Raw genomic sequence first — 21,048 nt, 5'->3', positions numbered from 1 at the left:
TCATCACACCGTTTCTCACACCATGCCGCCTTCGCCCCACCCAGGCCAAGCCGGCGCTCATTGACATCGTCGCGGCCGCCGTCCTCCCGCGGCCGTCATCGTCGGGCGCTCTGCCGTTGTCGGAACCGTTCGCCAGTGCGCGTTGGCCCGAAGCGATCCGTCTACTTCGGCCCGACCACTCCCGCCTTCTGCGCCTGGGACAGAAGCGCCTTCTGGAGCAGTTTCCGCCCGCGGAACAACCGCGACTTCACCGTTCCCATCGGCACATTCAGCGCCAGCGCGATCTCCTCGTACGACAGCCCTTCCACAAACGCCATCACCACCACCAGCCGGAAATCCTCCGGCAGCGATTCGATGGCCTTCTCGATATCCTCGCCGAGGACGCGGTTGAACAATTCCCGCTCGGGCGTCTGCCCGGGCGTGACCATCCCGCCCTCGACCATGCGTCCATACAGTTGGAAGTCCTCGACATCATCAAAATCGACCTGGGTCGGCGCCTTCGATTCCTTCCGGTAGCGGTTGATAAACAGGTTGGTCAGGATCTTGAACAACCACGCCCGGATGTTGGAACCTTCCTCAAACCGGTCAAAGTACCGGTAGGCTTTGAGCGCCGTCTCCTGGACCAGGTCTTCGGCGTCGGCGGCGTTCTTCGTCATCCGCAACGCCGTCCGGTACAGCGCATCAAGGTGCCCCTTGATCAGGGCCTCAAACTGTGAGCGATCACCCACGGGCAGACCCCGTCCGGCGACGCTCCACCCCTGACAACACCAAGAGAATCCGCATGTTCCGTCGTTTCTCGTGCGCCGCCGGCGAATTGTCCGCTCTTTGTCAGCGCAGCGTGGTTGGCGAAACTACACAAATCGCCAGCGACTCTCCATGCCATTTAATGAGCCGCCGAACCCCCTCGCCCTATATATGTTAGCGTACAGTCCCAACAAAAACCGCCTTAATCAAGACTTTGCTACAGGATTTAGTGGGTGTACGCATGGAGCAGAACAAAATATGGTGTCTGCTCACCGGCGCCCATGGCGACGGGCATGGCTGAAGTCGCCAAGCAGTGCCCTGCCTCTTGCGTAGGCGTGGCTTTTCCCGAAAAGCAGAGGCCATAACTCTTGTATTCCTCTGGTCTTAGCAGACGTCAAAAACATCATCCCCTGATTCTCTATATGCCCTGTCGGCTTGACAGTCCGGGCGCGCATGTCTAACCAGCAGTTGTCGTAGGGCCATTTCCGACCCGGCCGCTCATGCCCGAGGGGGTGTGACGGTGCCAACGCTTTCTTGCTTTGACAACCTCGGAGGCGGCAATGTCACGTTCCCGGTTCTGGCTGACCGTAGTGGTCGCGCTCGTTCTGAGCGCCGGCAATCTCCACGCCCAGGTGCAGGAAGACTGGTGGCACATCTATCCCGGCCCCGGCGATAATGACAACGAAGCCCGCGGTATCGGTGTCGACGCCGGCGGCAACTGCTACGTTGCCGGCGGCAGCACGGGCGCGGCTGACTGGGACTTCCTTGTCGGCAAATACAATCCGGGCGGGGGAGTGGCCTGGGAGATCCCAGTCAATGGCCCCGGTGACTCCTCCGACTACGCCATGGCCATGGTCGCCGATGATGCCGGCAACTGCTATGTCTCCGGTTGGACAACAGCCAAGGGCGTGTTCGGGTCGGGGCTCCTGATCTGCAAAACCACTCCGTCCGGTACGGTCGAATGGGCACGGCCCCACAACGTAAATCAGATGGCACCCCGCGAAATGACCTTTGATCCGGCGGGTAACATCATCATCTCCGCCTTGGGTTACAGTAGCGGATACCACTCCGTCGTAATGAAAGTTGATCCGCAGACCGGGGATTCGCTCTGGGCGACCTTCTACCGCTGGACCGGCGCCACCGGCGGCAACGCGCAGAGCGTGGCCTGCGGCTCTGATGGCAGCGTCTACATCGCCGGCACCGCCACCAAGTCCACGGGCAACCTCGACGACATCCTCGTCGTGAAGTTCAGCGCCGACGGCGACACGCTCTGGGGACGCGCCTACGACGGCCCGCTGCACCGCTACGACGAAGGCATCGATATCGCCGTCGACAACGCCGGCAACGCCTATGTGACCGGCAAGATCAAGGACTCCACCGGGAATTCCGACCTGGTCATCCTCAAATACGATCCCAACGGATCGTTGCTCTGGGATTGGACCTGCGGCGTCGGATCGAGCTCAATCCACAACACCGCCGGCATCGCGCTTGATCCCGCGGGCAATGTCTGTGTCGGCGCGCACTCAAGCGGATGGGCCACGGGATTCGATTTCAGCTTTTACAAGCTCAGCGCCGACGGGGATTCGCTCTGGGTGTCGCCCTCCGGACGGAACGGATACGAAGAGGCCTATGCCATGGCGCTGGACGCCGCCGGCAACATGTACATCACCGGTCACGGCGCGGGGACGACGGACTACGACTGTCTCACCATGAAGTTCAACGGCGCCACCGGCGCCAAGGTCTGGGAGATGACACGCGATGCGGGCGGGTATGATCGCGCCACCCGGATTTGCGTGGAAGCCGAGGACCATGTCTATGTCGCCGGCTATGGCAATCCACCGGGCGAACCGGAGACCAACCTAGACATCGTGATCATCGCCTACGAGCCGGTCAGCGCCGCGGTCTTCGAACCGGTGACCAATGATCCGCCGCGCGACTTCGCGCTCCACCAGAACAGCCCCAACCCGTTCAACGCCGCCACCACCATCCGCTTCGACCTGGAAACCGGCGGCGACGCCGAACTATCGATCTACAATCTCCTCGGCCAGACCGTGCTCAGCCACCGCGAGACCGGCCTCGCGCCGGGCTCCTACGCCTTCGAATGGGATGGCGTCGATGACCGCGGAGGGGCGGTGGGCAGCGGCGTCTATCTCTATCAACTGCGCACACCGGCCGGGAAGCTGGCGCGCAAGATGGTGCTCATGAAGTAGGCGGCGCCGCCGGCTTCGCCGACAGACCGCGCAGAAACGGATTGAAGTCCCTCTCGATCGCCACCGTGGTGCCCGGACCATGCCCCGGATGCAGGCGCGTCTCGGGCGGCAGGGTGAGGATTTCGGTCTCCAGCGAGCGCACGATCGTGGCGTAATCGCCGCCGGGAAAATCGGTCCGACCGATCGAACCGGAAAAGATCAGATCGCCGCAGAAGACATCGCCGGGAAAGACCAACAGGCAGTGGCCGGGGGTGTGCCCCGGTGTGTGCGCCACCCGCAACGACAACGACCCGACCGGGATGATGTCGCCGTGGGCCAGCTCGACATCAACCTCCGGCACCTTCGCCCCGAAGATGCCAAACAACGCCGCGCTCTCGACCAACCGCGCAAAATGCATGGTCTCCGCCGGGTGCAGGTAAAACTTCGCTCCCAGCGCCTCCTTGAGTGCCTGCACCGCGGCGACGTGGTCAACGTGCGCGTGGGTGTTGACGATCTTGTCGATCGCCAGTCCCAACTCGGCCACTTTGCGCAGGATGCGTTCGGCCTCGTCGCCGGGGTCGATCACAATCCCCTGGCCGGTGGTTTCGTCGCCGACGATGTAGCAATTCTCCAGAAGCGGACTGACGGTGACTTTGTCGATGATCATCGCGAGGTTCCGCTGGGCGCAACAACGGGCTTTGGCCCGCCGGCATTGGTCCGTTTATTCCGGCGGCCATGACCGCCGTTGCCGATTTGACGCTCAAACCCGGACGGGACAAACCGGTCCGCCACCGCCATCCGTGGATCTTCTCCGGAGCGATCGCCGGACTGCGCGGCCAGGCCGAGCCGGGGGATATGGTACAAGTCCGCGCCGCAAATGGCGAGCCCCTCGCCGTTGGGTACTACAACCCCCACTCGCAGATTGTCGTGCGACTCCTGGCCTGGGACCCGGCGGCAACGATCGATGACGCCTGGTGGGGACGGATGATTGCCGAGTCGGTGGCGCGACGTTCCGCCCTGGCCCGGTCCGATGACACCAACGCCTACCGCCTGGTCTACGCCGAGGCCGATGGCCTGCCGGGGCTGATCGTCGATCGCTACGATGACATTCTGGTTTGTCAGTTCCTCACCGCCGGCATCGAACGCGCCCGTCCCGTTATCGTCGAGGCCCTGGCCGCTCTCCTTCGCCCGCGGGCGATTCTCGACCAAAGCGACAACGAGATCCGTCAGGTCGAAGGCCTGCCGCCCGCCTCCGGCGCGCTCAGGGGAGAGGCGCCATCGGAGTCGATCGCGATTCGCGAGAACGGTTTCAGCTACCGGGTCGATTTCCGTTCGGGACAGAAAACCGGATTCTATCTCGACCAACGCACCAACCGCGCCCGCGTTGCCCGCCATGCCTCAGGACGCGCGATCCTCGACTGTTTCTGCTACACCGGCGGGTTCACCGTCCCGGCGCTTGCCGCCGGCGCCGCCGCGGCCACCTGCGTCGACTCCTCCGCGCCCGCCCTGCAGATGCTGACGGCCAATGTCTCCGCGCTGGGGGAGAAGGCGCATTCGGTCGAGACAATTTGCGGCAACGTCTTCGAGGTGCTGCGCAAGTTCCGTGATCAGGCACGCCAATTCGATTTGATCGTCCTCGATCCTCCCAAGCTGGCGGCGGCGCAGACGCAGGTCACCAAGGCGCTTCGCGCGTATAAGGATTTGAACCTCTTGGCCTTAAAGCTTCTGACCCCGGGCGGCATCCTCGCCAGTTTCTCTTGCTCCGGCACGGTGACACGGGCCGCGTTTCAGGAGGCGGTCGCCTGGGCGTCCACCGATGCGGGACGGTCGGTCCGCATCCTCGAACAATTGGGGCAGGGCGAGGATCACCCGCTACTGATCTCATTCCCCGAATCGGAGTATCTCAAGGGCCTCATCGCCCGCGTCGACTGATATTCCCGACCATTTCGGTCCGACCTAATTGTCAGAGTTTTGCGCGATCCGACGCGGCATTCGCCTTTTGGCTTTCGTATATCCTGTGAAAGTCGATCCATACACCAGGGAGGGGCCATGAACTCACCAAGGCTTGTTCGCTGGGCGCTCGCGATCGTCGCTTTCGTCGCCACCGAGGCTCTCGCCGGACCGGTTAAGATTCACGTGGAAGGCACCTTAACGGGCCCGGGAGGCCAGCCCACCTACGATGGCGTTTATTCGGTGACCGTGCGGCTGTGGAACGGCGGCAGCACTCCGATCCTCAAGGTCGACACGGTGCAGTTACCGGTCGTGCATGGGAGGTTTCAGATCCATCTCGGGCCGTATGATGTCCTGACCCGCGAGTTGTTTTCGACGCAGAAATCTCTCTCGTTTCAGTTTCCCGGCGAGAACGAAATCTCCCCGCGCAGTCCCTTTCTGCGCATGGCGCCCTCCGGCGAGATCTACTGCGCGCCGGTGCGTTTGAGCACCGCCGGCCTGCCCACCGTCGCCGCCGGCACCCGCGTGCGGCTGGGACGTTCCGCTCCGCAGAAATCGGCGGTCGGCATCCTCCTGTCGATGACCGGCAGCCAGATCGAACTGCTGGATGCCCGCACCCCGGGCCTGGTCAACCGCTTCGCCTTCGACTCGATCGATGCCCTCGACATCAGCACCCGCTTCCGCCGCCATGGCGAAGTGGGATTCCTCTCCGGCGTGATCCTGGGCGCCGCCTTCGGCTATGCCATGGGCTCCGGCGAGGAAGACGATCTGTCGATGTCCAAGGAGACCAAACGCGCCTTTGATGCCTTCGCCGGGGCGATCATCGGCGGCCTGACCGGTTACCTGCTCGGCAACTCGATCACCACCGACCGCTGGCAACCCCTGCCGCTGGACCGTGTGCGCGAACGCGCCCGCAACGGCGGGGATGTCCTGGCCGGCGACCGGCGCTGAGTTCCGCGCACCGACCGGCCAACCGACACAAAACGCCCGGAGCCAATCGGCTCCGGGCGTCGCGCATTTGGATACACTGTCCAGTGACGTACGACGGACGGTCTACGACAGGCCCATCACATCGAGGATGCGATTGAGATCATCATGGCCATAGTAATCGATCACAATACGGCCGCGCTTTTTCGACTCGAGGATGTGCACCGTGGCGCCCAGACGGCGGCGCAGCGTCTGCTCGACCGCCTCCAGCTCGGGAGAGCGTTTCTTCGCCCGCGAGAGCATGCGCTTGGGACGGCCGTAGACGATTTCCTCGGTCTTGCGCACCGAGAGCGACTCGGAGACCACACGGTTGGCCAGCTTGATCTGCTCGGCCGCCGACGGCAGCGCCAACAGCGCGCGCGCATGCCCCGCGGTCAGCTTGCCGCCGCCGATCTTCTCACGCACCGCCTCCGGCAGCGAGAGCAGACGCAGGGTGTTGGCCACCGTCGAACGGTCCTTGCCTACCCGTTGGGCGATCTCCTCCTGCGTGTAGCCGAACAAGTGCGAGAGCTTCTGGTAGCCGGCCGCCTCATCGAGCACGCTTAAGTCCTCGCGCTGGAGGTTTTCGATCAGCGCCCATTCAAGTTCGGCTTCGGGGGTCGAGGCCTCGGGGATGATCGCGGGAATCTCGACAAGCCCCGCGGTCTTCGCCGCCGTCCAGCGACGCTCGCCGGCGATCAGTTGATAGTGCTCGCCGACCTGCTTGACGATGATCGGCTGCAGCACGCCATGCGCACGGATCGAGTCGGCCAGCTCGTGCAGCTTGATCCCGTCCAGCTGCGTGCGCGGCTGATGCGGATTGGGAACAACCTTATCAATCGGTATAGTGACAACGCCCGCGCCCGGCTTCTCCGCCGCCGGCGCCGTCGGTATCAACGCCTCCAACCCCCGTCCCAACGCGACCCGATTCATGACGCAATGACCTCCTTGGCCAACGAAACGTAATTCTCCGCTCCCGCCGACAGCATGTCGTACAGGACAATCGGCTTGCCGAACCCCGGCGCCTCCGCCAACCGCACATTCCGCTGGATCACCGTCTGATAAACCTTCCCGGCAAAAAACTTCCGCGCCTCCGCCTCGACCTGGCGCGAAAGATTCAAACGGGAATCGTACATGGTCAAAAGCACTCCCTCGATCTCCAGTTCCGGATTAAGCGACCCCTTGATCCGGTTGATGGTGTCCAGCAAAAGGCCCAATCCCTCGAGGGCGAAATACTCGGTCTGCACCGGAATCAGAACCGATCCCGACGCAACTAAGGCATTCAACGTCAATATGTTAAGCGATGGCGGGCAGTCGATGATGATGAACTCATAGGGGAGATTGCTGTCGGCGAGGGCATCCTTCAGGCGGCTTTCACGTCCGGACATTTCCACCATCTCGACCTCGGCTCCGACCAGCCGAATCGCCGAGGGGAGAATGTCGAGACGATCCACCCCGGTGGGGATGGCCGCTTCACGCACCGGAACTCCATTGATGACCACTTCATAAGTCGAAGTGGTGACTGTTGACTTGTCGATGCCCAGGAATGATGTCGAGTTGGCCTGCGGATCGAGGTCCACAAGCAATGTGCGTTTACCGCTTATCGCCAAACAACTTGCCAGATTGACAGCAGTGGTTGTCTTGCCCACCCCGCCCTTCTGGTTGGCCACCGATATGATGCGCCGTGCCGTCACTGCTTCCCCCTGCGATTAATTGCCTTTATAACTCCATGCCTGACAGCGTAGTGGTCAATCATCGTTTCTTGTAGACTACGAAGGATAGGCTCGTGATGTCAATGACTTCTTTAACATCAATAACCATCAATTGTTCGAATTTCTCATTGTGTACAGTTGCGATGGGGACCGAATCGCTTGGCTTGTATGTGAAAAGTAGCCCGCCATGGACGAGCAACTCCCCGGCCCACGCAAGACTCTGCGGCAAGTCCGCCACGGCTTTGATACTGACTACCTGGCATTCGGGACGCGGATCTTTCGCTATCACCCGCTCGATGCCATCGGCGATCACCCGCAGATTGGCGAGGCCAAGTTCCTGGGCTGTGCGCTCGATAAAGTAGGCCTTCTTCGCCACCGCTTCGACGGCAATAAACTCGACGCCCGTCTCAATGATTGCCAGCGGGACCACCGGGAATCCGCCGCCGGAGCCAATGTCGATCCAGCGGCAGGGATTGGTGCGGTCCACTCGCAGCGGCAGAAGCGAGATGACAATCTGCCGCTTGATCTCCTGCTCAAGCTCGCTGGACCGGGAAATCAGATTGATCCGTCGGTTGGCCGCGGCCAGCAGATCGGCATACTGCTCCAATCGCACCAAGGCATCAGGATCAATGGAGTTAACGCCGGCGGCTTTCGCCAGCAGGACCGGATTCAGTTTCACGTGAAACGCCCCCGTTCACTCACTCAATGAGCGATCGAACGGATGACGATGTCAATCGACTTTCGTGGGAATTAGTCGGGGTCCAGGGATGTTCCACGTGAAACGGCCGTCAGTCGCCTTCGCTACGGCCATTGCCCGCCTTGAGATGAATCATCAGGAGGTTGAGGTCGGCCGAGGTGATGCCGGGAATGCGCGACGCCTGGCCAAGCGTCGCCGGACGGATCCGCGCGAACTTCTCGACCGACTCGCGACGCAGACCGGGCAGCGATGCATAGGACAACGTCTCCGGAATGCGCTGCGACTCCATGCGTTGGAACTGTTCGATCTGACGTTGCTGGCGCTCGATGTAGCCGCGGTACTTGATCGCCACCTCAATCTCCTCCGCCGCATCCGGATCGTAGTCTTCCAGCTCCGGATGATACCGGCGCAGATCGGACAGACGCACCTCCGGAATCCGCAGCAGTTGATCCAGCGTTGCGCCTCCCTGGCGACGCAACCCCGCATAAGGGAGTGACTCTCCCGGGACGGTGGTCCTGCCGAATGCGGCGATCGCGCGGTCGATCTGGTCCCAGCGTCGACGCAACGCATCAAATTCCCGCTGCGAACGCAGCCCCAGACGCACCGCGTGATAGGTCAGACGCCGTTCGGCGTTGTCCTCGCGCAGATGCAGACGATGCTCGGCGCGCGAGGTGAACATGCGGTATGGCTCATCAACTCCCAGTGTGACCAGGTCATCGATCATGACGCCGATGTAGGACTCGGCACGATTGAGAACAAACGGCGTTTCGGCCCGGCAGTAAAGCACCGCATTGATCCCGGCCACCAACCCCTGGCCGGCCGCTTCCTCATAGCCGGATGTCCCATTGATCTGCCCGGCGAAGAAGAGGCCGTAAATGATCTTAGTCTCAAGCGACAGCTTCAGTTGCGTCGGCGGAAAAAAGTCGTATTCGACCGCGTACCCGGGTCGAGTCATCTCCACCCGGCGCAGAGCGGGGATGGTCCGCAACGCCTCCAGCTGAACGTCTGCCGGCAGCGAAGTCGAGAAACCGTTGATGTAGATCTCATCGGTCCCCATCCCCTCCGGCTCGAGGAAGAGTTGGTGACGCGGCTTCTCGGCGAACTTCTTGACCTTGTCTTCAATCGATGGACAATAACGCGGCCCAATTCCGGAGATCTGACCGTTGAACAGCGGCGAGCGGTCGAAGTTGGCGCCGATCACCTCGTGCGTCGCCATTGTAGTGTAGGTCAGCCAGCAAACCACCTGATTGCGAATCGTCACCGGCCGACGTCGCGAGAATCCCCGTGGCGGCTCATCGCCGGGCTGAATCTCGCAGAGCGAGTAATCGATGGTCGATCCCGCCAACCGCGGCGGGGTACCAGTCTTCAGACGTCCCACTGCAAAACCGAGATCGCGCAGCTGTCCCGAAAGTCCCTCGGCGGGCGGCTCGCCATAACGTCCCGCTTTCTCGATCTTGCTGCCGACGTGGGTGACGGCCTCCAGGAAGGTGCCGGCGCAAAGCACGACGGCATCCGCCGCATGCTGCTCACCGTCCTGATCGACAACGCCGGCGATCCGACCGGCTTTAATGAGGAATGATTTCACACCGCCGCGACGGACAACGACATTCGCTTTCTGCGATATATCTTCTTGTGCCGCTTGCTGATACAAACGTCGATCGCACTGACAGCGGGAGGACTGTACCGCCGGACCTTTGCGGCGATTGAGGACCTTGAACTGAATCCCGGCACAGTCGGCCAGGTACCCCATCCGTCCACCGAGGGCATCGATCTCGCGGACGATCTGTCCCTTGCCGATGCCGCCGATGGCGGGATTGCAGGACATGCGTCCGATCGCCGCCGGATCCTGGGTGATGAACAGCACCTGGGCGCCCATGGTCGCCGCCGCGGCCGCCGCCTCGATGCCGGCATGCCCCCCGCCAATGACGATGATGCGTGGCGTCAAGTTCATCGTCATCTAATGTAGCAGTTTTCCGGCGGGATTGCGCGTTCATCGCGGATGTGTTTGCCGTGAAACCGGCGCCGAAACCACATCCCGGCAGAAGCAAAGAGGGTGGGCGCGTCATCCGCGCCCACCCGTTGACTTTCGACGAGGACTCACCGAGGTGAGCCACACCCCGCCGGCTACTGACAGGTTATCACAACCGTCTGAACCATGAGCAGGCCGCCGAACTGCGGATCAACATCGCGGATGGTCAGGTAGCCGGTGTGATCACAAGGGAACAGGGGATTGTCGGCGGTAAAGATGAATCCACGCGCGATCCCGTACTTATCGGTGATCTGCGTCGAGCCGGAGATGCTGCCGCTGACTCCCTCGTTGGTGGACTGCACCGTGATTTCGATCTCGTGGCCGCCAAGCGGATTGCCATCGTAGTCACGAACAACCACTTCGACCGGGACAAATGCGCCAGCATGAACCTGAGCGGCCATATTCACCTGCGAGAAGCGCGAGTCCGACTTGCCGGTCAATAACGTCACATTCGCGCTGCCGTGATATCCGGTCGGTCCGCCGGCATTGGCCCGGATGGTGGCCACTACGCCGATGCCATCGCCCGGAACCGTGTAGCTGTAGTCCTGGTCCAGAACCGGCGGACGGTAGTAACCGACATAGGTGGCGGAATTGCATCCGTCCTTGAGCAGGCCGGACTGGATCGACCCGAAGTCGGTCAGCAGCTCGATGGGCGTATCGGAATCGACGAACACGCCGTTGATATCCAGCACTTCAATCTCCACGCGCCCGAGACTGTCCCCGGAGGCGACCATGGTCTGCGGCCAGGTCACAAACGTGCCGGTGGATGGCGCGCCCGACTCAAGGAAAACACAGGTGTCCCGAACCGTGCCTCCGGCGGTCTCGCACCAGATGTACACATACGGATCGTTGCGCGGCTCGCCGGAGTTCCAGAAGGTTTCGGCCTTCCCGCGCACCGTCTGCTCGATCATCGTTTCCGCGGCGCCTTCGATCAAACCCTGCTCGGTGCCGAAGTAGACGGCGGTCGAATCGGGAACCTCATTACCCCACTGATCGACCACCACCGCCAGCACGCGGTTGTTGTGTCCGGTCTGGCCCCACGAGGGGACATTGCAGTCTTCCACCCCGCAGGAGATCGCCGCCGGCGGGCCGCTGCGAATCGTGACTTGTGTCGCGGTGGACAGGACTGTGCCGGCGCGGGCGCGCAGACGGACCGTGCCGGGCAGCGTGCCGGCGTTGAGCGTGACCGTCGCCTGCCCCAGCGCATTGGTGCGCGCCGTGACCGGCCCGACCGCCTCGCCGTTGACCGTCTCGCCGCCGCCCGGGCCCGCGGTGATCAGGAATTCGATCGGCAGCCCCTCGTCGGCGGGATTGCCATGCTCATCGTAGGCCTCCGCCACAATGCGCGTCCACTCAATGCCGCCGGTGCCGCGCACCTGGATCCGTTGCCATTCGGGTGTGAGCGCGATCGTGTGCACCGGATTGCCCGCAACCAGCGAGAGGATGGCCTCGCCGGTGATGCGCTGCGGTCCGGTGCCGGCGGTCACCTTGATGTGCACCGGTCCGGCGATGAAGCCGGCGGTAAACGTGACGTTGGCCTGGCCGTTGGCCGCGTAGCGCAACCGGTCGATCACACCGAGCGCGTCCCATTCCCCGTCGGCGTCGGCGTCATACACCAGCGCGTCGACATTGGGCGTCCAGGCCCCATCGCCGTCGACGTCGGTGAACTTCTCGCCCGCGACAAACTTGACCGGCGTGTTGTCGGGAATCGGATCGCCGGCGTTGTCGGCGATGACCGCATGCACCGCCGCCGTCGCTTGCCCGTCGGCCACCAGCACCGGCGGGGTGATCGTCAAGATCACCTGCCCGTTGGTGCCGCCGCCGCCGCCGTCATCGTCGCTCTCTTCGATCACGATGGTCAGATATTCGGTGCTCGGGTTGTTGCCCACGCGCGCGCCGATCAGGACGCTGCCCGGTTCGGCTGCGGTGAAGGTGGTCGCGGCGATGCCAAGCGCGTTGGTGGTCACCGCGGCGGCGGTGAAGGTCACCGAGGTGGCCGGGATCGCCGACAGGTAGACGGTCTCGTCATCCTGGGCGGCGCCGGAGCGGTTGGTCACCAGCACCTCGATCACGCCGACATCCCCTTCGGTCAGCAACGCCGGCGCCACCGAGACATTGCGCACCACCAGGTTCTTATCCTCATCGTCGCCGCAGCCGGCCACGACCCATAGCAACAAACTCGCAAGGATAATCGCACTCCAAGTGGACACACGCATGCCCCAACGCTCCTTTCGCTTGCTACCCGGTATAGGTTCCATCCCAGGATCGGTAGGCGCTTCCTGGATTGCCCAGCAACGGGATCAAACTTATCCGCCCGCGGCGATCGGGTCAAGCGGTTATGGCGCCAACTTAGCCTGCCTGAACTGCGAGAGACGCAAATACGATGATATCAGATGACTTCAGTGCACAGTGACCGCCGGTCGGCCCCGCTGTGCGGCCAACCGCCACAAGCGATTGCTATTAGTTTCCACTGCACCCTGCCGGGAATGCGCCGCGATCACGACCGTCCGCGCCGCTGCCCAGGGACGGCGACCCCGGGCCGAGACGGAAGTCCTCGACAGCGCGGTCGCAATAGAGAGGATCAAGCAGCATATCGTTGGGGCCGGCCACGGCGCCGCAACAATACTCCACGACATTGTTGAACAGGCAGTTGTAGTCGTTGACGGCAAATCCATCGTCGCCGATGCCGAATTGCACGGAGTTGGTAACGATGTTGTTGCGCGCCACCACCCCGACACCCTGCGACCAGTAGCCGCGCGAATTGTCGTCGAAGGTATTGTTGCTGATGGTTCCGCCTCCGGAAAAGATCCCGACGCCGCCCAAGGACCGCGTGTGCAAGAAGAGATTGTATTCGATCGCCGGGTTGGCGTCATACGATCCGATCGCGGTGGCGTTGTGCTCGTAGGAGATGTGGTCGCGGATGATGTTGTGATGAATGTGCGGACTGGCGCCGTTTGAAACGAGAATGGCGTGCTTGCCATCGCCTCCCGTGAGGGTGAATCCTGAGAGGGATGCGCCCGATGGCTCTCCCGTGTCGAACCGCACCGTGGGCTCGCCGAGGATCGCCGGCTTAAGCGTTGTGACGCCGGGGCCGCCTTCGCCCACCACGTGAACCCGTTTGCCGTAGAATCGAATGTTCTCGCGATAGATTCCCGGCATCACGAGAATTGTGTCATCGTCGGCCGCCGCCAACATCGCGCTGGTGATGGTGGCGTAGTCGATTGGCACAACACGTCTGTGGGAGGCACCCGTTGCGCACAACGAGAGCGGCAGGGGGCCGCCGCGGAAGGAGTGCTCGATAATGCGCACGACATCGCGAACGTCGATCACGCAATCGCCGTTGACATCGGCCAGATAGAACGCGGCCGGTCCGGCGGCGGCGCGGAAGACAACGTCGATCACCATGACCACATCAACCAGATCGAGGGCCTGGTTCATGTTCATATCCCCCGGCCCGGGGATGAAGAACCGCGCCGCCGGCGTTTCGGACCAGAGCCCCGCCTGATCCGCAACGCGTACCTTCCACCAGTACCGTTGCGCGACTCCCAGCCCGCCGAGTGTGAAGTTCGATTGTGGCAGGTTGGAAAACTGCGTCGCAAAGGTAAACTGGCTGTCGGTGGCAATGATCAATGTCTGGATGATGACGCCCGGCGACGGGTCGGGATCGAACGGATCTTCCCAGTCAAAATAAGGCGGCCGGCTGGGGACCGGGACATTGCCGACTGGCTCGAGGAGCGCACCCGCCACGGGCGGCGAGTTGATTTCATCGAGGACGAAGAACTCCGCCTCCGACCAGCCCCCCGTCTCGTACATGTCTCTGGCGCGCGCCCGCCACCAATAGGTCTGATTCTCCCGCGGCAGCGGCGGCGAGATGCGCCAGGCCTCGGGTTGGTTGGTCGAACCAGCCACCAACACGGTAAGCGCCGCGTCGGCATAAACCTCGTAGCCAAACGTCTGCGCGTCGCCCTCCGGGTCGGTCGCGCGCGCAAGATAGAGGACCGGCTCAGCCGTCGTCACCGCGCCGCCATCAATGGGCGCTTCCAGCACGGGCGGTGGCGGCGGCGCGTTCATGTGGAATGTGCGGCTGGTCCACAATCCCCACTGCGCGCCGTTGCTGACACGCACGCGAACATGATAGGTGGTGCCGTCCAGCAACTCCGCGCCGGCGTAGGTTTGGATGTTGGATGCGCCGGGAAAAGCCGGCGGGTTCCACATTTCGGCGACCGTCCAGTCAGCGTCCACACCGACTTCGATTTCGGACTCCAGTTGCGGCAGGTTGGCCAGATCAAAGTACACCCACTTGATGTCGGGTGTGTGGTCGAGAACGTGGTTGGCCATCTCTCCCGAGACGGTCAACCCGGTGACACGCGGCCCGCCGTCGGCCCCGCACGCGAGCCCGTAAGCGCCGCGGTCGACGCCGCCCTCCCCCGTGGCCAGACAAGGCGAAATGACATCGAGCCCAAAGTTACCCATGGCGGTGTCGCAGTACTCAGGCCAGGCGACAATGTCGTGTGTGCCCGGCGCGGCGCCGTAGCCGTAATCGGGACTGTTGCCGAAGACGCAGTTGTAATCCAGAAACGCAAAGCGGTTGTCGCCGATGCCAAACTGTACCGAGTTGGTGACGACGTTGTTCTTGGCCACCACACCGCTCCCCTGAGACCAGAACCCGCGCGAGTTGTCATGGAAGGTATTGTGAAGGATCTGCCCGCCGCCGGCGAATATGCCCACGCCTCCGATCGATCGATTGTGGATGAACAGATTGTGGTCGATCACCGACGCGCCGGAGTAGGATCCGATCTCCGTCGCATTGGACTGGTAGGAAACATGATTCCGGATCACGTTGTGATGGATGCGAATCGCGCTGCCGCCGTCTATCTGGATGACATGCTTCATGCTGCCGCCGGCGAGCGTGAATCCGGCCAGCTCGGCGCCCGCCCCGACCCCGCTGACCAGGATGAGTGTGGCCTCAGGAAAAGTCGGCGTCAGCGCGGTCGCCTCCGCCCCGCCGGACGATAGCAGCCGCAACGCGCGGCCGCGCAGGTCCAGGTTTTCAGTGTAGACACCGGGCGCAACGAGCACCGTGTCGCCGCTGCCGGACGCATCGATCGCCGCCTGGATCGCGGCGAAATCGGCCGGCACATGACGGACAGTGGCCGAGGCAACGGCTGTCAGGCCGAATGCCAGCACGGCCACGGCGGGAAACCCGACGGCTTTCATCTCAACCTCCACAAGCAGGGTGAGGAACTGCGGACCACTCCAAGATAGCGCGCAAATCCCGCTTCTCAAGTCGGATTTGACCAGGAATAAAAGTATTGTCAGGCTGAGGAAATCAGCGATTGTGGATGGGAATCCCCAACCGCGCGCCGACAGGTGAGGCGGGGAAGGTCGATTACTCCCGACGAAACTCCTCCGCCAGCAGACCATAGACTTCGCAGTCCATCGGCTCGCCCCACTTGAGCATGTGCTGACGCAGCGTGCCCTCGTGGCGCATCCCCGCCTTTTGCAGGACTCGTCCCGAGGCCGGATTGGTGGCGAAATGCTCCGCCCAGATGCGGCGCAGTCCGCGTCCAAACCCATAGTCAAGCACCGCGCGCAACGCCTCGGTGGCATACCCCTGCCCCCAGAACTCACGGCCGATCCAATAACCGACTTCCGCGCGCCCATGCCACGGCTGGATCTCAAGCCCGATGCTGCCCACCAGCAGATCGTCCCCACGGCGCACAATCGCCAGGTTCACCCCCCGCCCCTCGGCGAATGCGATGGCATGCGTGGCGATCCAGCGCTCGGCTTCACCGTCGGGATAGGGGTGCGGAATGCGGGCGGTGGTGGCAGCCACGGCCCGGTCGCCGGCCAGCAGTTTCACGCGGGACGCATCGGCCAACTCGAAGGCGCGCAACAACAGGCGCGTGGTCTCCAGCCGCGGGAACCCTTCAGGCAAAGTCCGGATCGATAGCCCCATGGCGCTCCTCCCCGTCCGGGGATGCGATTTCTGTTTTCCGGAGAAAATCCATCCTGTATGTTGATCCTGTTCTCGCTTCGAGGGTCCTGCCCCGAAGATTCTGACAATTTAGCACGCGCACCCCCTGCGGAGGAGTCTGTCCATGCGTCCCAAATTCCTGCTCGTTGTCCTGGGGCTCGTCGGCCTGCCGATGACAGCCGGCGTCCAAGCCGCAGTGCCCACCCTGATTCATGTGCAGGGTCGTCTGACCGACGCCAACGGCGCGCCGTTGGCGGCGGGAACCGCCACGCTCATCTTCAAGATCTTTCCTTCTCCGACCGACACGCGTGAAATCTGGCCGCAGGTGGTGGGACAGGAACAGCATGTGGTCACGCTCGATGCCAACGGCCTCTGGAACGCGCGACTGGGCGAAACCCACCCCTTGGGTGAGTCGGTGTTCTCGGCCGGCGAGCAGTGGCTGGAGGTGCAGCATGTCGAGTCGGGGGTGGTCCTGCCGCGGGTGCAGATGATCACGACGCCCTACTCCCATCGCATCACGACCGTCGACAACGCCAGCGGCGGCGACATCTTCGGCGACATTCGCGTGCACAGCGACGTCTACATCGGCGATCTCGGCGACCCGGGCAACGTCATCGTCCGCGACGGCACCACCTTCCCGCGTGTCAAACTCAACGGCGAGATCGGACAGGTCGAAGCGTATAACGCCATCGAACTGGTCGAGAACATCGACGGCGATGTCTTCGTCAGTCTGGTTCGCAACGGTTCCGGCGGCGGCATTCTGCGCACCTACGACGAACTCGGCAACCCGACCACGACTCTCGGCAGCACCGCCACCGGCAATGGCGGGTTTATCCAGATGTACTACAGCGGCGCCACGCTGGGCGTGGTGGTCGACGCCAATGACGGCAACAGCGGCATGCTCCAACTGAACACGCCCTCGCGGGTCAACATCGATCTCGACGCCGACGCCGGCGACGGCGGGGCAGTGTTCACGCTCGGCGACGGGACGCGCAATACGGTCATGCTCGACGCCTTCGGCGGCGGCGGGGGTGGTGGCGCGAATTTCTACAACAGCAACGGTCGCCAGACGATCGAACTGGACGCCGACGAAAACAACCACGGCACCATCCGGCTCTACGATTCCACCCAGTCCACGCGCGCCATCCTGACCACCGACGGCCTGTTCAACGGCACGGTCGGCGCCGGGCGTTTGTCCTTGTATGACGATGACGGCACCCGCACGGTCGATATCATCGCCGCCGAGGCGGCGGGCAACGGCGCGCAGATCGAACTGCGCGACGGCGCCGGCAACGTGACCATTAACATGGATGCCTCCCCCGGCAACGGCCCGGGACGCGTAACCACACAGGTGCTGGAAATCACCGGCGGCGCCGATCTCTCCGAGCAATTCGACATCAACCCGAGCCCGTCGGGGATGGCGCCGGTGCCCGGCGCAGTGGTCTGCATCGATCCAAATCACCCCGGCGAGCTGGCCGTCTCCGAAGGCGGATACTGCCGTGCGGTCGCCGGCATCATCAGCGGCGCGGGCGGCGTCATCCCCGGCATGCTGATGCGCCAGGAGGGCACCAGCGCCGACGGCCATCATCCGGTGGCGTTGACTGGTCGTGTTTACGTCCTCGCCGACGCCGACGTCGGCCCGATCGAGATCGGCGATTTGCTCACCACCGCCGATCGCCCCGGCCATGCCATGTGCGCCGACGATTATGACCGCGCGCACGGCGCCATCATCGGCAAGGCGATGACACGGCTCTCATCGGGACAAGGGCTGGTCCTGGTCCTCGTCAACCTGCAGTAGGAGCAACGGGAGGCCGACAATGAGACCATCGATGCGGACAAGGCGCGCGGCCACCATGGCGCTGGCAGCGATGCTGCTTTCGGCGCCGGCGGTGCGGGCGGAGATCCTCGATCCGCCGAAGTATCACAAACAGGATCTGGCGGTCTACTCCGGGACAATCTCCAACAAGGGCGGGGAGGAACAGGTCGCTTTTCGCGAGACGATTCAAATCAAAGGCGCCGCGTGGCTGCAATTGCGTATCGGCGCCGCGCACCTCGGCGAACGCAGCCACATCACGCTGCGGTCCCTGCTCGACGGCGCCGTCCAGCGGCACAACGCCGCCACATTAAAGGAATGGGGCCTCCAGAGCGCGGTCTTCAACGGCGATGCGGTGGAGCTGACACTGTACACCGCGGTCGGAGACACCGGTGTCTTTGTCGATGTCACACAAGCGATCGTGGGGGAGTTTTTCGGCAACGATGACTTAAAGACAATCAAGACGCTCTGCGGCAGCGACAGCCGGGTGGCCTCCACCGACGCGCGCGTCGGGCGGTTGTTCTTCTACGGGTGCACCGCCTGGATCACGGCCAACGCGTCCTTCATCACCGCGGGGCATTGCTGCGATTTCGATCCCGATGACAGCGGACCGATGGTGCCCGATGGCGTCGCCGACATCAGCGGCGTGGTCGAATTCAACATTCCGCAATCGACACCCAGCGGCACGCCGGTGGCCGCCGCGCCCGAGGATCAGTACCCGATCACCGGCGCCTACACCGCCTGGCAATTCCCCGGCGAGGGCGTGGGGCCGTTGGGCGATGACTGGTGCGTCTTCGCCGTCGGCGCCAACGCCAACACCGGGCTGATGCCGGCGTTGGCGCAGAACGCGTTCTTCCGGCTCTCGCGCGCGACACCGGCCGACGGCGCCACGATTCGCATCACCGGCTGCGGACGCGACAACACCCCACCCGGAACCACCGGCAACCGCAACAGCAACCACGGAACACTGCAGACCGCGACCGGACCCTATCAGGGCGAAGGGTCCAGTGGATCGGCCTGGTGGCACTCCTACCAGACCGACACCGAGCCGGCCAACTCCGGCAGCCCGGTCATTCGCGAAAGCAACAACCTGGCCATCGGCGTGCACACCAACGGCGGCTGCCAGTCCGATGGTTCCGGCGCCAATTCCGGGACTTCGTTTGAGCGCGATGAGTTTGAGCAGTTCGTCAACGACTTCCCGAGCGTCAACACGATCTACGTCGACATCGGCCACCCCGAGCCCAGCAACCTGGTCGGCTCGATGTTCTTCCCGACCAACAATGTGACGTCGGGGGTCACGTTGGTCCCGGCCAACGGCGTGTTGAGCGTGGTGCGCGGCACTTACTCCGATGTCATCACCATCACCAAGGCGATGCTCGTGCAGGCGCCGGTGGGGACCGTGGCCATCGGCGTCACCCCCGGCCCGAATTCCATCGAGGAAGGACCGTCGCCCGAGCCGGCGATGCCGCCGCAGGACTAGCGCTATTTTCCAATGCAGAAACCGGCGAAGATGTGCGCCAGCACATCTTCGCTGGTCGTCTCGCCGATGATCTCGCCCAGGGCGACCGCGGCGTTGCGGGTTTCGAAGGCGGCCAGCTCGGGGGTGCCGTCGGTCTCGATGGCCTGCAACGATTGTTGGACGCAGTCCCGGGCGCGCAGGAGCGCGGCGCGGTGGCGGTCGTTGATCGCTATCGCCGCCTCATTGCCGCCGATGCCGCGCTGGTCGATCCATTGCTTGATCACCGCGATCAACTGATCCAGCCCGTCGCCAGAGCGCGCCGACAGGCCGCTGACTGCGGGAATCCGTCGGAAGGTCGGCGCGTGATGCGCCGCGATCTCGCGCACCGCGCCATCCGGATCGACGGCGGTGTCCAGCTTGTTCACCGCCACCAGCCAGGGAATGGGAAGATCATGGAACGAGGCCGGCGGCTTCTGCGCAGCCCAATCGACGCCGGCGTCCACCAGCCAGATCACCGCATCGGCCGAACGGATGGCCCCTTCCGAGCGCTCCACGCCGATCTTCTCGACCAGATCGGTCGCTTCACGGATGCCGGCGGTGTCGACCAGACAGACCGGCCAGCCATCAAGATTGATGTATTCGCGCAGGATGTCGCGGGTGGTGCCGGGGATGTCGGTGACGATGGCGCGCTCGTCCTGCGCCAGCCGGTTGAACAACGTCGACTTGCCGACATTCGGCGGACCGGCCAGCACGACTACAAATCCATCGCGCAGAATGCGCCCGCGTTGGTAGCCGGCCAGCAGATGGACGATGCGCTCGTCGACGCGATGCAGACGCTGCCGAACCGACGCCAATTCCTCCGGCGGCAGGTCCTCTTCGGTGAAGTCGATGCCCATCTCCAGACGCGCCAGCGCCGCCACCAGTTCGGCGCGCAGCGCGGCAATCTCCTCGTGCAATGCCCCCTGCAATTGCGCCAGCGCGGCGGCGGCCGACTCGCTGGTCTTGGCATCGATCAGATCGGCGACCGCTTCGGCCTCGGTCAAATCGATGCGGCCATTGAGGAAGGCGCGCAGGGTGAACTCCCCCGGCTGGGCCATCACCGCGCCATGCGAAAGCAGCACGGCCAGCAGCCGGCGCATCACCACCGGCCCGCCATGGGTGGAGAATTCGACAGAGTCTTCGCCGGTGTAGGAGTGCGGCTTGCGGAAGACCGTGGCCAATGCTTCGTCGATGACAATGCCGGACCCTGGATCGACCGCCCGCCCGTAGTGAACCGTATACCCGGCCGCATCGAGCAGACGCGTTCCGGTCGTGGCGCGAAACACCCGATCGGCAATCGTCAGTGCGTCATTGCCCGAAAGCCGGATCACTCCCAGTCCGCCCCGTCCGATGGGCGTGGCGATGGCGACAATGGTCGCGGCCAGATCGATGCGCGTTGGGACTGACATACGGGGAATATACGCAAAGCTAACACCCGATTTCGTGTCCGGGAGGACACCGTCGCGAGGCGTG

The 21,048-nt window shown here is 63.5% G+C and carries 15 protein-coding genes; 5 read left to right on the top strand and 10 right to left on the bottom strand.

What is annotated here, in order from left to right; translation table 11 throughout:
• Positions 1–161: 161 nt before the first annotated feature.
• Entirely contained in the window at positions 162–728 is a 567-nt protein-coding gene (locus VNN55_02085; GenBank protein HWO56334.1) for a sigma-70 family RNA polymerase sigma factor, read from the bottom strand.
• Between the two features lie 576 nt (positions 729–1,304).
• Here VNN55_02085 and VNN55_02080 point away from each other — a divergent pair.
• Positions 1,305–2,954: an SBBP repeat-containing protein gene (locus VNN55_02080; GenBank protein ID HWO56333.1), complete on the top strand. Its 1,650-nt coding sequence runs from the start codon at positions 1,305–1,307 to the stop codon at positions 2,952–2,954.
• Here VNN55_02080 and VNN55_02075 read toward each other — a convergent pair.
• Positions 2,944–3,600 (bottom strand): MBL fold metallo-hydrolase, encoded by a 657-nt coding sequence (locus tag VNN55_02075; GenBank protein HWO56332.1) that lies wholly within the window; start codon positions 3,598–3,600, stop codon positions 2,944–2,946. The genes VNN55_02080 and VNN55_02075 overlap by 11 nt on opposite strands.
• Before the next feature lie 68 nt (positions 3,601–3,668).
• Between VNN55_02075 and VNN55_02070 the strand changes: the two genes are divergently transcribed.
• Positions 3,669–4,865: a class I SAM-dependent rRNA methyltransferase gene (locus tag VNN55_02070; protein ID HWO56331.1), complete on the top strand. Its 1,197-nt coding sequence runs from the start codon at positions 3,669–3,671 to the stop codon at positions 4,863–4,865.
• A 117-nt stretch (positions 4,866–4,982) separates the two neighbouring features.
• Positions 4,983–5,834: a hypothetical protein gene (locus VNN55_02065; GenBank protein ID HWO56330.1), complete on the top strand. Its 852-nt coding sequence runs from the start codon at positions 4,983–4,985 to the stop codon at positions 5,832–5,834.
• A 102-nt stretch (positions 5,835–5,936) separates the two neighbouring features.
• Here the strand turns inward: VNN55_02065 and VNN55_02060 are convergent, their stop codons facing one another.
• The 7 genes from VNN55_02060 to VNN55_02030 all read right to left on the bottom strand — a co-directional run bounded on the left by VNN55_02060 (position 5,937) and on the right by VNN55_02030 (position 16,246).
• Positions 5,937–6,782 (bottom strand): ParB/RepB/Spo0J family partition protein, encoded by an 846-nt coding sequence (locus tag VNN55_02060; GenBank protein HWO56329.1) that lies wholly within the window; start codon positions 6,780–6,782, stop codon positions 5,937–5,939.
• Positions 6,779–7,543 carry an AAA family ATPase gene (locus VNN55_02055; protein HWO56328.1) on the bottom strand — a complete coding sequence of 255 codons (765 nt, stop codon included), beginning with the start codon at positions 7,541–7,543 and terminating at the stop codon, positions 6,779–6,781. Before VNN55_02055 ends, VNN55_02060 begins: the two co-directional genes overlap by 4 nt.
• A 58-nt stretch (positions 7,544–7,601) precedes the next feature.
• The gene (rsmG, locus tag VNN55_02050; protein ID HWO56327.1) at positions 7,602–8,240 is read right to left on the bottom strand and encodes a 16S rRNA (guanine(527)-N(7))-methyltransferase RsmG; all 639 of its coding nucleotides are present in this window, start codon (positions 8,238–8,240) and stop codon (positions 7,602–7,604) included.
• A 109-nt stretch (positions 8,241–8,349) separates the two neighbouring features.
• Positions 8,350–10,209, bottom strand: a complete 1,860-nt coding sequence (gene mnmG, locus VNN55_02045; protein ID HWO56326.1) for a tRNA uridine-5-carboxymethylaminomethyl(34) synthesis enzyme MnmG — start codon at positions 10,207–10,209, stop codon at positions 8,350–8,352.
• 173 nt (positions 10,210–10,382) lie between these two features.
• Positions 10,383–12,503, bottom strand: a complete 2,121-nt coding sequence (locus VNN55_02040; GenBank protein HWO56325.1) for a hypothetical protein — start codon at positions 12,501–12,503, stop codon at positions 10,383–10,385.
• A 244-nt stretch (positions 12,504–12,747) separates the two neighbouring features.
• Entirely contained in the window at positions 12,748–15,504 is a 2,757-nt protein-coding gene (locus VNN55_02035; GenBank protein ID HWO56324.1) for a hypothetical protein, read from the bottom strand.
• 172 nt (positions 15,505–15,676) lie between these two features.
• Complete coding sequence (locus VNN55_02030; protein ID HWO56323.1) at positions 15,677–16,246, bottom strand: GNAT family N-acetyltransferase; 570 nt, start codon at positions 16,244–16,246, stop codon at positions 15,677–15,679.
• Positions 16,247–16,388: 142 nt separating this feature from the next.
• Here VNN55_02030 and VNN55_02025 point away from each other — a divergent pair, with 142 nt between their 5' ends.
• Positions 16,389–18,062, top strand: a complete 1,674-nt coding sequence (locus VNN55_02025) for a hypothetical protein (GenBank protein ID HWO56322.1) — start codon at positions 16,389–16,391, stop codon at positions 18,060–18,062.
• A 31-nt stretch (positions 18,063–18,093) separates the two neighbouring features.
• Positions 18,094–19,557: a hypothetical protein gene (locus VNN55_02020; protein HWO56321.1), complete on the top strand. Its 1,464-nt coding sequence runs from the start codon at positions 18,094–18,096 to the stop codon at positions 19,555–19,557.
• 2 nt (positions 19,558–19,559) lie between these two features.
• Here VNN55_02020 and mnmE read toward each other — a convergent pair whose 3' ends face one another.
• Entirely contained in the window at positions 19,560–20,984 is a 1,425-nt protein-coding gene (mnmE, locus tag VNN55_02015; GenBank protein ID HWO56320.1) for a tRNA uridine-5-carboxymethylaminomethyl(34) synthesis GTPase MnmE, read from the bottom strand.
• Positions 20,985–21,048 lie beyond the last annotated feature (64 nt).

Source organism: bacterium (genome assembly GCA_035559435.1).
In the GTDB taxonomy this organism is placed as follows: Bacteria; Zixibacteria; MSB-5A5; order WJJR01; family WJJR01; genus JACQFV01.
Note: the sequence above shows the minus strand (reverse complement) of the source record. Positions and strands in the feature narration are given on the sequence as shown.